At 69.3% G+C, this 12,985-nt stretch carries 14 protein-coding genes; 12 read left to right on the top strand and 2 right to left on the bottom strand.

Going from position 1 to position 12,985, the window contains the following annotated elements:
* Positions 1-70 precede the first annotated feature (70 nt).
* The 11 genes from H5395_RS05915 (at position 71) to napH (ending at position 9,376) form a co-directional block, all read left to right on the top strand.
* Positions 71-919 carry a LysR family transcriptional regulator gene (locus H5395_RS05915; RefSeq protein ID WP_182791609.1) on the top strand — a complete coding sequence of 283 codons (849 nt, stop codon included), beginning with the start codon at positions 71-73 and terminating at the stop codon, positions 917-919.
* Positions 920-1,133: 214 nt separating this feature from the next.
* On the top strand, positions 1,134-1,970 hold the full coding sequence (locus tag H5395_RS05910; protein WP_182791608.1) for a methylamine utilization protein MauF: 837 nt from the start codon (positions 1,134-1,136) through the stop codon (positions 1,968-1,970).
* Positions 1,971-2,051: 81 nt separating this feature from the next.
* The gene (gene mauB / locus H5395_RS05905; RefSeq protein ID WP_182791607.1) at positions 2,052-3,416 is read left to right on the top strand and encodes a methylamine dehydrogenase (amicyanin) large subunit; all 1,365 of its coding nucleotides are present in this window, start codon (positions 2,052-2,054) and stop codon (positions 3,414-3,416) included.
* Between the two features lie 4 nt (positions 3,417-3,420).
* Positions 3,421-3,978: a MauE/DoxX family redox-associated membrane protein gene (locus H5395_RS05900; protein WP_182791606.1), complete on the top strand. Its 558-nt coding sequence runs from the start codon at positions 3,421-3,423 to the stop codon at positions 3,976-3,978.
* A gap of 1 nt (position 3,979) precedes the next feature.
* Positions 3,980-4,579: a methylamine dehydrogenase accessory protein MauD gene (gene mauD / locus H5395_RS05895; RefSeq protein ID WP_182791605.1), complete on the top strand. Its 600-nt coding sequence runs from the start codon at positions 3,980-3,982 to the stop codon at positions 4,577-4,579.
* A gap of 43 nt (positions 4,580-4,622) precedes the next feature.
* On the top strand, positions 4,623-5,195 hold the full coding sequence (mauA, locus tag H5395_RS05890) for a methylamine dehydrogenase (amicyanin) small subunit (protein WP_182791604.1): 573 nt from the start codon (positions 4,623-4,625) through the stop codon (positions 5,193-5,195).
* Positions 5,196-5,259: 64 nt separating this feature from the next.
* A complete protein-coding gene (locus tag H5395_RS05885; protein WP_182791603.1) occupies positions 5,260-5,655 on the top strand; it encodes an amicyanin in 396 nt (131 codons plus the stop codon).
* A gap of 18 nt (positions 5,656-5,673) precedes the next feature.
* Entirely contained in the window at positions 5,674-6,552 is an 879-nt protein-coding gene (locus H5395_RS05880; RefSeq protein WP_182791602.1) for a methylamine utilization protein MauJ, read from the top strand.
* Positions 6,546-7,742: a cytochrome-c peroxidase gene (locus tag H5395_RS05875; protein ID WP_182791601.1), complete on the top strand. Its 1,197-nt coding sequence runs from the start codon at positions 6,546-6,548 to the stop codon at positions 7,740-7,742. Before H5395_RS05880 ends, H5395_RS05875 begins: the two co-directional genes overlap by 7 nt.
* Before the next feature lie 30 nt (positions 7,743-7,772).
* The gene (napG, locus tag H5395_RS05870; RefSeq protein WP_182791600.1) at positions 7,773-8,435 is read left to right on the top strand and encodes a ferredoxin-type protein NapG; all 663 of its coding nucleotides are present in this window, start codon (positions 7,773-7,775) and stop codon (positions 8,433-8,435) included.
* A complete protein-coding gene (napH, locus tag H5395_RS05865; protein WP_182791599.1) occupies positions 8,432-9,376 on the top strand; it encodes a quinol dehydrogenase ferredoxin subunit NapH in 945 nt (314 codons plus the stop codon). Before napG ends, napH begins: the two co-directional genes overlap by 4 nt.
* Here the strand turns inward: napH and H5395_RS05860 are convergent.
* Positions 9,336-10,148, bottom strand: coding sequence for a CoA transferase (locus H5395_RS05860; protein ID WP_182791598.1), 813 nt, complete (start codon positions 10,146-10,148; stop codon positions 9,336-9,338). The two genes, napH and H5395_RS05860, sit on opposite strands and share 41 nt — an antisense overlap.
* A gap of 104 nt (positions 10,149-10,252) precedes the next feature.
* Positions 10,253-11,110: an ureidoglycolate lyase gene (locus H5395_RS05855; RefSeq protein WP_182791597.1), complete on the bottom strand. Its 858-nt coding sequence runs from the start codon at positions 11,108-11,110 to the stop codon at positions 10,253-10,255.
* Between the two features lie 173 nt (positions 11,111-11,283).
* On the opposite strand from H5395_RS05855, the gene H5395_RS05850 reads away from it, so the two are divergent.
* On the top strand, positions 11,284-12,948 hold the full coding sequence (locus tag H5395_RS05850) for a long-chain fatty acid--CoA ligase (RefSeq protein ID WP_304612831.1): 1,665 nt from the start codon (positions 11,284-11,286) through the stop codon (positions 12,946-12,948).
* Positions 12,949-12,985 lie beyond the last annotated feature (37 nt).

Below are 12,985 nucleotides of genomic sequence, written 5' to 3'. Positions count from 1 at the left end.
GCCGGCTATCCTTTGCTTGTATCCCGACGGGCGGTCCGGTCTATGCCCCTTGCGGCATGAGGGAGACGCGATGAACTGGGACGACCTGCGCGTGGTGGCGACGATCAACCGCACCGGTTCCTTCACCCGCGCCGCCGCGGCGCTGGACGTGGACGAGACCACGATCGCCCGCAGGATGGCCCGGATCGAGGCGGCGCTGGGCGTGCCGCTGTTCGTCGCCAGCCATGGCCGGCGGGAACCCACCGAGGACTGCCGCCGCATCCTGCGCCACCTTGCGGTGATGGAGCAGGCGAGCGAGGCCATCACGGCGATGCTGGCCGAGCCCCATGCCGCCCAGCGCCGGCTGCGCCTGTCCACCATCGGCGCCATCGCCAATTTCTACCTTGCCCCGGCCCTGCCCGAGCTGCTGGAAGCCGAGCCGGACCTGCTTTTGTCCATCGACACCTCGGACCAGAATATCGCCATGTCGCGCTGGGAGGCCGATTTCGCCCTGCGCCTCGGCCGCCCCAGCCGGGGGGATTTCACCGTCCGCCGCATCGGCACCCTGCAGTTCGCGCTGGTGCGGCCGCGCGACCCGGCCCTTGTCCCGCTTGTCGCGGCCTATCCCGACGCGATGCTGGAAACGCCCGAGATGCAGGCGCTGGAAGGGGTGCTGGGCCGCGTCCGGCCAAGGCTGGAAACCACGGACCTTGAGCTGATGCGGCGCTTTCTGGGTTCGGGCCGGGCCATCGGGGTGGTGCCGGACCGGCTGGCCCGGACCCTGTCCGACAACCCCGCCATCGAGATCGAGCCGCTGGAGATCACGCGCGAGGTCTGGCTGCTGGCCCAGCCGCATCTGCGCGATGATTCTCTGGCCCGCAGCGTGGCGGATTGGTGCGCCGGACAGTTCGCCGCATCGCCGCCTCACCCGAAAGTCTGAAAGCAACACAGCCACTTAACTCTGCGGCCCGATTTCGTGTGCGAATGAATACAATTACTTGCAGGAAAAAATATTTCCTGCTGCAAAAACGCAGCCCCTCCCTGCACAGATACAAGTTTACCGTGTGCGACGTTCCGTCACAGTTGTCCCGATTGCGGCAGCGGCGCGTCGGAACGACCCGCTGCCACCGGCAGCAGCGAGGGGAGAGCGCAGCGTGGCTTCGATCGACAGGTTTCCCGAGAACGCGGACGGCCAGGAGGGCGTTCCCGACTGCCAGATCTTCGCGGAAGAATTCTCGCGTCCCGCCCGGCTGACGATCCTGGCCGCCTCGGGCTTGGCCGGCGCGGTGGGCGGGGTGGCGCTTGCCGGCGCCGCCGACAGCACGGCGGCGGTCTGGGGCACGCTGGGGGTAGCGGCGGTCGCGGGGGGCGTGCTGTCCACCTGGTCGCCCTGCGGCTATTCCTCGATCTCGCTGCTGCGGCCGACCGGGCGCGGCGCGAAGGCCGTGGCCGAGTGGCTGCCGACCTTTGCCATGCATGGGGCGGGCTATGCGCTGGGGGCGCTGATCCTGGGGACCGCGCTGGGCGCCCTCGGGGCGATCTTGGGCTTTGCGGGCTTCGGGACGGTGGCGCTGGTGCTGTTGGCGCTGGTCGGGCTGATCTACGGCGCGCATCAGCTGGACTTTCTGCGGGTGCCTTATCCGCAGCGGCGGGCGCAGGTGCCCCATGACGCGCGGGTGCGGTTTTCCAAGCCGGTGGTGGGCGGGCTTTACGGCCTCGCGCTGGGGCTGGACTACATGACCTATGTGCAGACGCCGCTGCTGTATCTGGTCACGGCGGCGGCGGTGCTGACCGGCAACATCCCCGAGGCGATCGCCCTGATCGCGCTGTTCAACATCGGCCGCTTCCTGCCGGTCGCGGTCACGGCCCTGCCGGTCAACGACTACCAGATCCAAGGCTGGCTGGCCCGCAACCAGGAACGCGCGGCGATGGCCGACGGGGCGATCCTCGTGGCCCTTGGCGCCGCCCTCGCGGTGGCCGCGCTGGCCTGATTTCCGCCGAAACCTATGACACCGGCCTGCGCGGCACGACCCGCGCAGCCAGCACCACGCTGCCATCAATGGGAGGACAGGATGGTCGAATCAGGCCAAAAGCCGCGGCTCTTGCGCGCATCTTTCGTCGGGGCGGGGCTGACCTGCTCGCTTCTCGCCTTCAGCGCGGCCTGGGCTCAGACGCCCGCGCCGGCCGAGGGCCAGCCGCCGGCTGCCGAGGCCCCCGCCGCCGCTGACGCCACCCCTGCCGCGACCGACGCGCCTGCCGCTGCGGATGCGGGTGCGGCTGCCGCCACCGCCGCCGAGGGACAGACCCACGGCCAGCGCGCCGCCGCCGAAGCTGCCGCCGCCCTGGCCGCGGGCGAGGACGACGAGCCGGTGATCCTCGAGGCACCCGCCCCGAACACCCGGCGCGTCTATATCAACGACTCGGCGCATTTCGGCTCGCTCACCCAGCAGTTCGTGATCGACACGGACGCGGGCCGGGTCATCGCCATCACCGACAGCGGCTTCCTGCCGAACCCGGTCCTGTCCGACGACGGCTCGGTCTATGCGCAGGTCAGCACCACCTATTCCCGCATCTCGCGGGGCGAGCGCGAGGATTACGTCGAGGTCTTCGACCCCGTCACCTTCAATCCCGTGGCCGACATCACCCTGCCGGTCGAGGCGCACCGCTTCCTCGTCGGCACCTATCCCTGGATGGCGGCGGTGACGCCGGGCAACAGCACGCTGCTGTATTACCAGTTCTCGCCCGCGCCCGCCGTCGGCGTCGTGGACCTTGAGGGCAAGGCCTTCAGCCGGATGCTGGAAGTGCCGGACTGCTACCACATCTTCCCGACCGCGCCCGACAACTTCTTCATGCATTGCCGCGACGGCAGCCTTGCCCGGGTGCAGTTCGACGCCGCATCCGACGCCGAGCCGCAGATCACCCACAGCGCGGTCTTCCACCCCGAGGACGAATATCTCGTCAACCACCCGGCCTATTCGCAGAAGACCGGGCGGCTGGCCTGGCCGACCTACGAGGGCAAGATCTACCAGTTCGACCTGTCCTCGGGCGAGCCGCAGGCGCTGAACACCATCGACGGGCTGACCGCCGAGGAACGCGCCGACAACTGGCGTCCGGGCGGCTGGCAACTGGTGGCCTATCACCGGCCGTCGAACCAGATCTACATGCTGGTCGACCAGCGCGCGGAATGGACCCACAAGACCCCCAGCCGCCATGTCGTCGTCATCAACGCCGAGACGGGCGAGCGCATCGCCAGGCACGAGCTTGGCCATGACATCGACTCGGTCGCGGTCAGCCAGGACGACGATCCGCTGCTTTACGGTCTCTCGACCGGGGCCAGGACGCTCTACATCTATGACGCCGAGTCGGGCGAGGAACTGCGGTCCGTGAACCAGCTTGGCCACGGTCCGACCGTCATCAGCCTGTCGGACATGAACTGAGGCGATGATGCACGATCTCATCGCCAATCCTGCGGCCCTGCTGGCGATCCGCGTCTTCCTGGCGCTGGTCTTCGCCACGGCGGCGCTGTCCAAGCTGGGCCATGCCGAGGAGTTCTACGGCGTCGTCCGCAACTTCCGCATCCTGCCCGACGGGGCGTCCCGCGTGACCGCGCTGGCGCTGCCGGTGGTGGAACTGGCGGTCGCGGCGGGGCTGCTGATCGGGGCGACGGCGGTTCCGGCCGCCATCGCCGCGGCGGCGCTGCTGGCGGTCTTCGGGGCGGCCATCGCGGTCAACGTGCTGCGCGGGCGGACCTCCATCGACTGCGGCTGCTTCCGCAACGGGCTGAAGCAGCAGGTCGGCTGGGCGCTGGTCGGGCGCAATGCGCTGATGGCCGGTGCGGCGCTGGCGGTGGCGGGGCTGCTGCCCGCCGCCCCCGGTCCGATGCTGGCCGAGGCGCTGGTCGGCCTGATGGCCGGGCTGACCGCCATGATGCTTTACCTCAGCGCCGCGGCGCTGGGGGGCCTGCGGGCCATGCACACCACCACGTCGAAAGGACGCTGACATGACCAATCTTCTGATCGTATCCAACGTCCTGCTGTGGGTGGCCTTTCTGGGCGTCACGGTGGTGATGCTGGGGCTGATGCGCCAGGTCGGGCTGCTGCACGAACGCTCGTCGCCCATGGGCGCGATGATCACCGACCACGGGCCGGACATCGGCGACAAGGCGCCGGAACTGGACCTGACCGATTTCGCCGGCCGCGCCGTCAAGATCGGCGGCCCCGCGGCGGACGGGCGGCAGACGCTGCTGATGTTCACCGCGCCCACCTGCCCGGTCTGCGACAAGCTGTTCCCGATCATCAAGTCGATCGCGCGGGCGGAAAAGATCTCGGTCGTGATGATCTCGGACGGCGCGCCCGAGGAACACCGCCGCTTCCTCGACAGTCATGATCTGGGCGAGATCCGCTATGTCGTCTCGGCCGAGGCGGGGATGGCCTTCCAGGTCGGCAAGATCCCTTACGGCGTCCTTCTGGACCCGCAGGGCACCATCCGCGCCAAGGGCCTGACCAACACGCGCGAGCATCTGGAAAGCCTGCTGGAGGCCGACAAGACCGGCTTCGCCTCGCTGCAGCAGTATATCGCCAGCCGGAAGAAGGCGGCCTGACCGGGCCGCTGACCGCAACCCCACAAGACTAGGGAGGATTTCGATGCTGGGGAACTTCAGGTTCGACGACATGGTCGAAAAGATGTCGCGGCGCGTGGCAGGCCGGACCAGCCGGCGCGGCGCCATCGGCAAGCTGGGCACGGTGATGCTGGGCGTGGGCCTGGTGCCGCTGCTGCCGGTGGACCGCCGCGGCCGCGTCAGCCGGGCGAACGCCGCCACCACGCCGGAACCGGGCGCCGCCCATCCGCGCGACGGCTGGAACCCGCAGGACCATGACATCCAGGCCTGCGACTACTGGCGCCACTGCTCGATCGACGGCAACGTCTGCGACTGCTCGGGCGGCTCGCTGACCAACTGCCCGCCGGGCACCAAGCTGGCCACCGCATCCTGGGTGGCAAGCTGCTACAACCCGACCGATGGGCAGAGCTACCTGATCGCCTATCGCGACTGCTGCGGCGCGCAGGTGTCCGGCCGCTGCCCCTGCTTCAACACGGAAGGCGAACTGCCGGTCTATCGCCCGGAATTCGGCAACGATATCATCTGGTGCTTCGGCGCCGAGGATGACGCGATGACCTATCACTGCACCATCTCTCCGATCGTCGGCCGAGCCGGCTGATCCGAGAGGCGCCGGAGGGGCGGCTCCCCTGCCCCTCCGGCCCTTTGAACCCCACGGAGCCATCATGACCTTCGCCACCAAGACCCGCACCCTGCTGACCGCCCTCGCGCTGACCGCGCTGGGCACGCAGATGGCACTGGCCGACAAGATCTCGATCCTGACCGAAGCGCCCGCGCCGGCAGCCGAGGCGCCCGCCGAAGCCGTCATCGTGAACATCGCCAAGATGAAATACGAACCGGCCGAGGTGACCATCAAGCCCGGCCAGACCGTCACCTGGATCAACACCGAGGCGATGCCCCACAACGTCGCCTTCAAGGCCGGCGTCGTCGACGACGCCAAGATGGACGGGGCGATGATGAAGAAGGAGCAATCCTATTCCATCACCTTCAACGAGGCGGGCAGCTATGATTACCACTGCACGCCCCATCCCTTCATGAAGGCCAAGGTCATCGTCGAGTGAGGTGAAAGGGTCAGTGCCATGTGGATTCCCTATGACATCACCGGATCGCTGAAGGCGGCAACCGCGCCCGAGACGATCCGTCAGTCGCGCGCGGATCAGACGCCGCGGGCTTTCCTGGTGGGCTTCCTGCTGCGGAACCCGGTGACGCAGGCATGGGAACTGGACCTCGTGGCCGACCCCGCCGGGACCGAACTGGCCGAGGGCGAGTTGACGCTGACCCTGCATGGCAACGAGGCGGGCAAGCTGGCCGAGGTGATCGTCCGCGTGACGGCCCCCTCGGCCTTGGCCGCGCTGGAACGCGCCCATGGGGCGATGACCCGGCGCCTGTTGCGCTATGTGGTGGAAACCGGGCGCGGCATGGCCATCGCAGGCTGGCGGATCGCCGACATGGCCCACGACGCCCGCTGGCGCTGCACCCCCTTTCGGCCCAGCGCCCTGACGCTGGACCACGGGGCCTTCGCGCCCATGCCCGAGGACCTCGCGCCCCTGGCCGAACTGTTCCAGTCGGCCCGCGCCGCGACCGAGCCGGGCGCAAGGCTGCTGTCGGCATTCGCCCTGCTGCACGCGGCGGATGAGGGTCATCCGGCGCTGGCCCGCGCCAATGCCGCGGGCTTCCGCGTCACGACCGAGATGCTGGTCCATGCGGGGGCGGATGACCTGTCCCTGTCGGGCCTCGACCTGCCCGGCCTGCTGGCGGCGCTGCAGCCCTGGCACGACCGGCTGGTCGGGCCGACCGGGATCAGGCGGCCCCTTTGCGACGACCTGGCCCAGCGGCAGCGGCTGTCGCGGATGGCGAACCTTGCCGATCTTGCCGCGCACCGGCTGCTTGCCGCCGAGATCCGGGCGCGGGGGACGGTTGCCCCGCAGCCCGCGGAAAAGGAGATGGCGCCATGCTGAGGGCGACGCTTGGTCTGGGCACGGTGATCGCCGCCGGCTGGGCCGCCGTGGCGCTGGCCGCCATCGCCGAGCCGCCCGAAAGGCGCGCGCCCGATCCCACCCGCCTTGCCGCGCTGGGCGAGCGGCTGTTCTTCGATCCCGCGCTGTCGCGGAACAACACGCAGTCCTGCGCCACCTGCCACGACCCCGCCCGCGCCTTCACCGACCCGCGCGAGGGCCGCGCCGGGCTGGCCGTCTCGGTCGGCGACGACGGCGATTCGCACGGCGACCGCAACACGCCGACGCTGGCCTATGCCAGCTTCAGCCCCGAGTTCCACCAGACCGAATCCGGTGACTGGAAGGGCGGGCAGTTCTGGGACGGGCGCGCCGCCAACCTGTTCGAGCAGGCGGGCCAGCCGATGCTGAACCCCGTCGAGATGGCGATGCCCGACAAGCAGACCGTCGCCGCCCGCCTTGCCGCCGACCTCGGCTATCCCGCCGAGTTCGCGGCGCTTTGGGGACCGGGCGCGCTGGACGACCCAGAAGGCGCCTTCGACGCCGTGGCCGAGGCGCTTGCCGCCTACCAGCAGACCAACGAATTCGCCCCCTTCGATTCCCGCTATGACCGCTGGCTGCGCGGCGAGGAAAAGTTCACCGCGCAGGAGGAATTCGGCCACACCGTCTTCATCACCTGGAACTGCCGGCTTTGCCACATGAGCCGCAAGCAGGGGGTGGCCGAGAAAGAAACCTTCACCAATTACGAATATCACAACATCGGCCTGCCGGTGCACGCCCCGGCACGGGATGCCAGCGGGCTTGGCGCGGATCACGCGGACCTCGGGCTGTCCGCCCATCCGGGCATCGATGATCCGACGCAGGACGGCCGCTTCAAGGTGCCCACGCTGCGGAACGTGGCCGTGACCGGCCCCTACATGCACAACGGCGTGTTCGAGGATCTGCGGACGGCCATCGTCTTCTACAACAAATACACGAGCCGCCGGAAGAACGCAGGCATCAACCCCGAGACGGGCGAGGACTGGGGCCCGCCCGAGGTGGAGGCGAATCTCTCGCTGACCGAGCTTGAATCCGGGCTGATGGTTGACGATGTGCGTGTGGATGCGCTGGTCGCGTTCCTGGAAACGCTGACCGACCGCCGCTACGAGCCGCTGCTGGCCGAACAGAAGGCCGCGCGCGCTAGCGAACAGGAGTGAGACCCGCATCGAACCCGGGAGGAGGTGACGATGGCCGGACCACGCAAGATCACGCGCCGCGCCGCCTTGGGCGAGGTCGCCCGCGTGGGCGGCGCGGCCTGCCTGGCCGGGTTGTCGCTGACGGCGCTGGTCAACATGGCCAGCCGCGCCGACGCCCGCGCCCTGCGCCCGCCGGGGGCGCTGCCCGAGGATGACTTCCTGTCCGCCTGCGTCCGCTGCGGCCTTTGCGTCGAGGCCTGCCCCTATGATACGCTGTCGCTGGCCGAATGGGGCGACGAGGCGGCGGTGGGCACCCCCTTCTTCACCCCGCGACAGACGCCCTGCTTCATGTGCAAGGACGTGCCCTGCGCCCGCGCCTGCCCCACGGGCGCATTGGACCGCGAGATCCCCGACATCCGGCAGGCCGACATGGGCGTGGCGGTTCTGGTGGGGCACGAGACCTGCCTGAATTACAAGGGCCTCAACTGCAGCATCTGCCACCGCGTCTGCCCCATCCGCAACGAGGCGATCACGCTGGAAAAGGGCGAGATCGACGGCCGCGCCGTGGTCCTGCCGGTGGTCCATTCCGACAAATGCACCGGCTGCGGCACCTGCGAGAAGCATTGCGTCACCGGCCATGCCTCGATCCGCGTCTTGCCCCGTGATCTGGGCCTAGGCGGAGAGGGGCGCAACCGCGCCGGGCGGCCTGCATGATCGGGCGGCTCGATCTGGACGCGCGGCGGCAGTCGGTCGCGGCGCGCGGCTGGTGGCGGTCGCACAAGTGGTGGCTGCTGCGCCGGTCCAGCCAGATCGCGGCGATGGCGGTCTTCATGCTGGGCCCTTGGGCGGGGATCTGGTTGGTGCGGGGGAACTTTGCATCGAGCGACATCCTCGGCGTGCTGCCGCTGTCGGACCCCTATATCCTGCTGCAATCGCTTGCGGCGGGGCATGGGCTGGCCGTCACTGCGCTGATCGGGGCGGCGCTGATCGTCGCGCTTTACCTGATCGTCGGGGGCCGCGCCTATTGCAGTTGGGTCTGCCCGGTCAATGTCGTGACCGACAGCGCCCACTGGCTGCGCGAGAAGACCGGGCTGACCCGCGACCGCAAGCTCGACCGCCGCACCCGGCTGGTGATTCTGGCGGCGACGCTGATGGCGGCGGTGCTGACCGGGCGCATTGCCTGGGAACTGGTCAACCCCGTCAGCATGATGCAGCGGGGGCTGATCACCGGCGTCGGCCTTGGCTGGGGGCTGGTGCTGGCGGTGTTCCTGCTGGACCTGTTCGTGGCGCGGCGGGCCTGGTGCAGCCATCTCTGCCCTGTGGGCGCCTTCTACGGGCAGATCGGGCGGTTCTCGCTGACCCGCGTGGCGGCGACCCGTCGGGCGGCCTGCACCGACTGCGCCGCCTGCTTCAACATCTGCCCGGAACCCCACGTCATCGTCCCGGCGCTGAAGGGCGAAGGCAGCCCGGTGATCCGGTCGGGCGACTGCCTGAACTGCGGCGCCTGCATCGATTCCTGCCCGGTGGACGTCTTCCGCATGACCCACCACTTCGCTGGCGTGGACGAGACGGCGACCGCCCCGGCAAAGCCGCCGCGCGAACGGCGGGTGCGGGTCACGCCCGGAACGGCTCCAGCGGCAGATCCCGTTCCCTAGCCAGGGCGCGGCATTCCTTGATGGTCAGGCCGGCGAAGAAGCCGGGAATGTCGCCGCCCGCGACCTCGGCCAGACGGGCCGAGAAATGCGGCTCAAGTGCTGCGCAGGCGACCAGCCCGTCGCGCAAGGCGTGGATGGCGTAATCCGGCGAGGCACCGGACAGAAGCCCGCCATTCACGGTAAAGCCAAGGCGCACCGGCGCGGCGAAGCGTTCCGCCGCCTGCCGCAACCCGATGACGGCGTGGCGCTGCGGGCGGCCCCGTTCCCGCCCCAGAAGCAGCGTCGTGGCCGCGCTGGCGGCCCGCTCGGCCCCGGCCATGTCGGCGATCACCGCGCGTGGCATCCGCCCGTCCAGCAGCCCGGCGGTGGCCTGATAGGTCAGGTCGTGGCCGGGCAGGTCCGGGGCATCCTCGTCGCCGACGATCTCGACCCAGGCGAGCCGCGGGTTCACGGCCGCTAGCGCCGGAACCGTGATCCCGAGCCGCCCCAGCGCCGCCCGGCGGTGGCTGGAGATCAGCAGGTCGGCCCCCTTCAGCAGTTCGCGGAACCGGGCCTGCCCTGCGTCGGACCGCAGGTCCACCGTCTCGATCTTCGCGGCGCGGTTCAGTTCGGCATACCATTGCGGCATCGCCAAGGCGGTCAGGTCGCCCGAGGGCGGCTCGATCTTGATGACCTCCATCCCCTGCCCCGCCAGAATTGCCGCCGCGGCCGGGCCGGGGACATTGGTGGCCATGCAGACGACGGTCAGGCCGGAAAGCGGCAGGTCGAACATGGGCGGCGCCTTTCGATGGGTCGCGGCAAGTCTGTCATGCCGGGGCAAGGGGGATCAACCGGGCCGGCCTTCGCCACGGCAGGCTCAGGCCCGGCCTGCGTCGGTCAGCCCTGCGCGACCACCTTCTGGGTCTGCACGCCCAGTCCCTCGATCCCCAGCCGCATGACCTCGCCGCCTTTCAGGAAGACCTTGGGGTCCTGCCCCATGCCCACGCCGGGCGGCGTGCCGGTGGTGATGATGTCGCCCGGCATCAGCCGCATCAGCCGCGAGCAATAGGCGACCAGTTCCGCCACCCCGAAGACCATCGTCGCGGTCGAGCCGTCCTGATAGCGCCTGCCGTCCACTTCCAGCCAGATCGCCAGCGCCTGCGGGTCGGGGATCTCGTCGGTCGTCACCAGCCACGGCCCGATCGGGCCGAAGGTGTCGAAGCCCTTGCCCTTGTCCCAGGTGCCACCGCGCTCAAGCTGCCATTCCCGCTCGCTGATGTCGTTGACGACGCAGTAGCCCGCGACATGCCCGAGGGCCGCGTCCACCGGCACGTCCGAGACGGGCTGGCCGATGACGATGCCAAGTTCGACCTCCCAGTCGGTCTTGGTGGAACCTTTCGGCAGGCGCACCTCGTCGTCGGGGCCGGTGATGCAGCTTGTCCACTTGGCGAAGACGATCGGCTCGGTCGGGACCGGCATCCCGGATTCCGCCGCGTGATCGGCATAGTTCAGCCCGATGGCGATGAACTTGCGCACATCCCCCACGCAGGGGCCGAGACGCAGGTTCCCCTGCGGCGTGCCCTCGACCAGCGGCAGGGTGGCGGGGTCCAGCGCTGCCAGACGCGCCAGCCCCTCGGGCGTCAGAACCTCGCCCGCGATGTCGGCGACATGGGCGGACAGGTCGCGCACCCGCCCCCCGGCATCCAGCAGCCCCGGCTTTTCCGATCCGGCCGGTCCATGGCGCAGCAGTTTCATCTTCCCCTCCGTCAAATCCGCGGCGACGATAGGCAAGGCGGCAGGGCGCGGCAATCCAGGCGCGCGGCGGATTTCCGTCAGGCGGACCTGCCGTCGCGCCCTGTCGCGCGCCAAAACACTTGCGGCAGGCGGGCGGTGGACGCAGTGTCTTGTCGTCAAAAAAGGGGGAAACCATGCTGCTTGGCCAGATGATGCATCAGCCGCTGAGCGTCGGTTCGCTGATCGACCACGCCGCGCGCTATCACGGCGACACCGAGATCGTCTCGGCCCTGACCGAAGGCGGATTCGAGCGGACCACATGGGCCGAGGTCGCCGTCAACGCGCACCGGATCGGCTCGGCCCTGCGGGCGCGCGGGCTGCAGCCGGGCGACCGGGTGGGGACGCTTGCCTGGAACAACCGGCGGCATCTGGAACTGTATTTCGGCGTGCCGGGCATGGGGATGGTCTGCCACACGCTGAACCCCCGGCTCGCGCCCGAGCAACTGGTCTATATCGTCAACCATGCTGCCGACCGCATCCTGTTCATCGAGCGGACCTTCGTGCCGCTGATCGCCTCGGTCCGCGACCAGTTGCCGACGCTGACCGGCATCGTCCTGCTGGGCGGACGCGACGAGGAACTGGCCGCGCAACTGCCGGGCCTTCTGTTCCACGACGAGCTGCTGGTCGAGGGCGATCCCGCCGCGCCCTTTGCCGAGGTCGATGAAACCTCGCCCTCGTCGCTCTGCTATACCTCGGGGACGACCGGCGATCCCAAGGGGGTGCTTTACTCCCACCGTTCGACGCTGCTGCACGCGCTTTGCGTCAACAACCGCGACGGGCTGGGGATCGGGGCCACGGATTCGGTCATGCCGGTCGTGCCGATGTTCCACGTCAACGCATGGGGCATCCCCTATGCCTCGGCCGCCGTCGGCGCGCGGCTGGTGATGCCGGGGCCGAGGCTGGACGGCGACAGCCTCGCGCGGCTGATCATCGACGAAAGCGTGACGCTGGCGGCCGGGGTGCCGACGATCTGGCTGGGGCTGCTGATCGCGCTGGACGGCATGGACGAGAAGCCCACCACCTTCAAGCGCACGGTCGTCGGCGGCTCGGCCCTGCCGCCGTCGATGCGCGCGGCCTTCCGCGACCGCTATGGCGTCGAACTGATCCATGCCTGGGGAATGACGGAAACGAGCCCGCTCGGCACGCTGAACGCGCCCTTGGCCAAGCACCTGTCGCTGCCCTTCGAGGAACAGGACCGCATCGGCAACGGCCAGGGCCGCCCCCCCTATGGGGCCGAGTTGCGGATCGTCGATGCCGAGGGCCGCGTCCTGCCCAATGACGGCACGACCGAGGGCGAGTTGCAGATCCGCGGCCACTGGGTGCTGGACAGCTATTTCGGGCATGAGAAATCCGCCCTGACCTGGGACGGCTGGTTCGGCACCGGCGACGTGTCCACCATCGACCCGAACGGCTACATGGTGATCCGCGACCGATCCAAGGACATCATCAAGTCGGGGGGCGAATGGATTTCCACCGTCGATCTGGAAAACATCGCCGTGGGCCATCCCGAGATTGCCAATGCCGCCGCCATTGCCGCCCGGCATCCGAAATGGGACGAGCGCCCGGTGATCTGCGCGATCAGGCGGTCGCAGTCGGCCCTGAGCGAAGAAGAACTGCTCTCCTGGTATGACGGCAAGGTGCCGCGCTGGCAGCGGCCCGACCGGGTGATCTTTGTCGAAACCCTGCCGCTGGGCGCGACCGGCAAGATCGTCAAGGCAACCCTGCGGGAGACCTATGGCGACGTGCTGTGGGAGGATGCGATGAAGGAACTGGAAGCCGAGCGGGCGGCGCAGGGCTGAGCCGTAAGGGCGCCCTGCGGGGCGCCCTCCATGTCCG

The organism is Paracoccus sp. MC1854 (assembly GCF_014164635.1).
Classification (GTDB): domain Bacteria; phylum Pseudomonadota; class Alphaproteobacteria; order Rhodobacterales; family Rhodobacteraceae; genus Paracoccus.
This window is presented reverse-complemented; position numbering and strand designations above follow the sequence as displayed.

Excerpts from the sequence above, each read along its gene's own strand:
- H5395_RS05855 (WP_182791597.1), bottom strand. The coding sequence starts at position 11,110 with ATGAAACTGCTGCGCCATGGACCGGCCGGATCGGAAAAGCCGGGGCTG.
- mauD (WP_182791605.1), top strand. The coding sequence starts at position 3,980 with ATGACCAATCTTCTGATCGTATCCAACGTCCTGCTGTGGGTGGCCTTT.
- H5395_RS05885 (WP_182791603.1), top strand. The coding sequence starts at position 5,260 with ATGACCTTCGCCACCAAGACCCGCACCCTGCTGACCGCCCTCGCGCTG.
- napH (WP_182791599.1), top strand. The coding sequence starts at position 8,432 with ATGATCGGGCGGCTCGATCTGGACGCGCGGCGGCAGTCGGTCGCGGCG.
- mauB (WP_182791607.1), top strand. The coding sequence starts at position 2,052 with ATGGTCGAATCAGGCCAAAAGCCGCGGCTCTTGCGCGCATCTTTCGTC.
- H5395_RS05900 (WP_182791606.1), top strand. The coding sequence starts at position 3,421 with ATGATGCACGATCTCATCGCCAATCCTGCGGCCCTGCTGGCGATCCGC.
- H5395_RS05915 (WP_182791609.1), top strand. The coding sequence starts at position 71 with ATGAACTGGGACGACCTGCGCGTGGTGGCGACGATCAACCGCACCGGT.
- H5395_RS05860 (WP_182791598.1), bottom strand. The coding sequence starts at position 10,148 with ATGTTCGACCTGCCGCTTTCCGGCCTGACCGTCGTCTGCATGGCCACC.
- H5395_RS05880 (WP_182791602.1), top strand. The coding sequence starts at position 5,674 with ATGTGGATTCCCTATGACATCACCGGATCGCTGAAGGCGGCAACCGCG.
- H5395_RS05850 (WP_304612831.1), top strand. The coding sequence starts at position 11,284 with ATGCTGCTTGGCCAGATGATGCATCAGCCGCTGAGCGTCGGTTCGCTG.
- napG (WP_182791600.1), top strand. The coding sequence starts at position 7,773 with ATGGCCGGACCACGCAAGATCACGCGCCGCGCCGCCTTGGGCGAGGTC.
- H5395_RS05875 (WP_182791601.1), top strand. The coding sequence starts at position 6,546 with ATGCTGAGGGCGACGCTTGGTCTGGGCACGGTGATCGCCGCCGGCTGG.
- mauA (WP_182791604.1), top strand. The coding sequence starts at position 4,623 with ATGCTGGGGAACTTCAGGTTCGACGACATGGTCGAAAAGATGTCGCGG.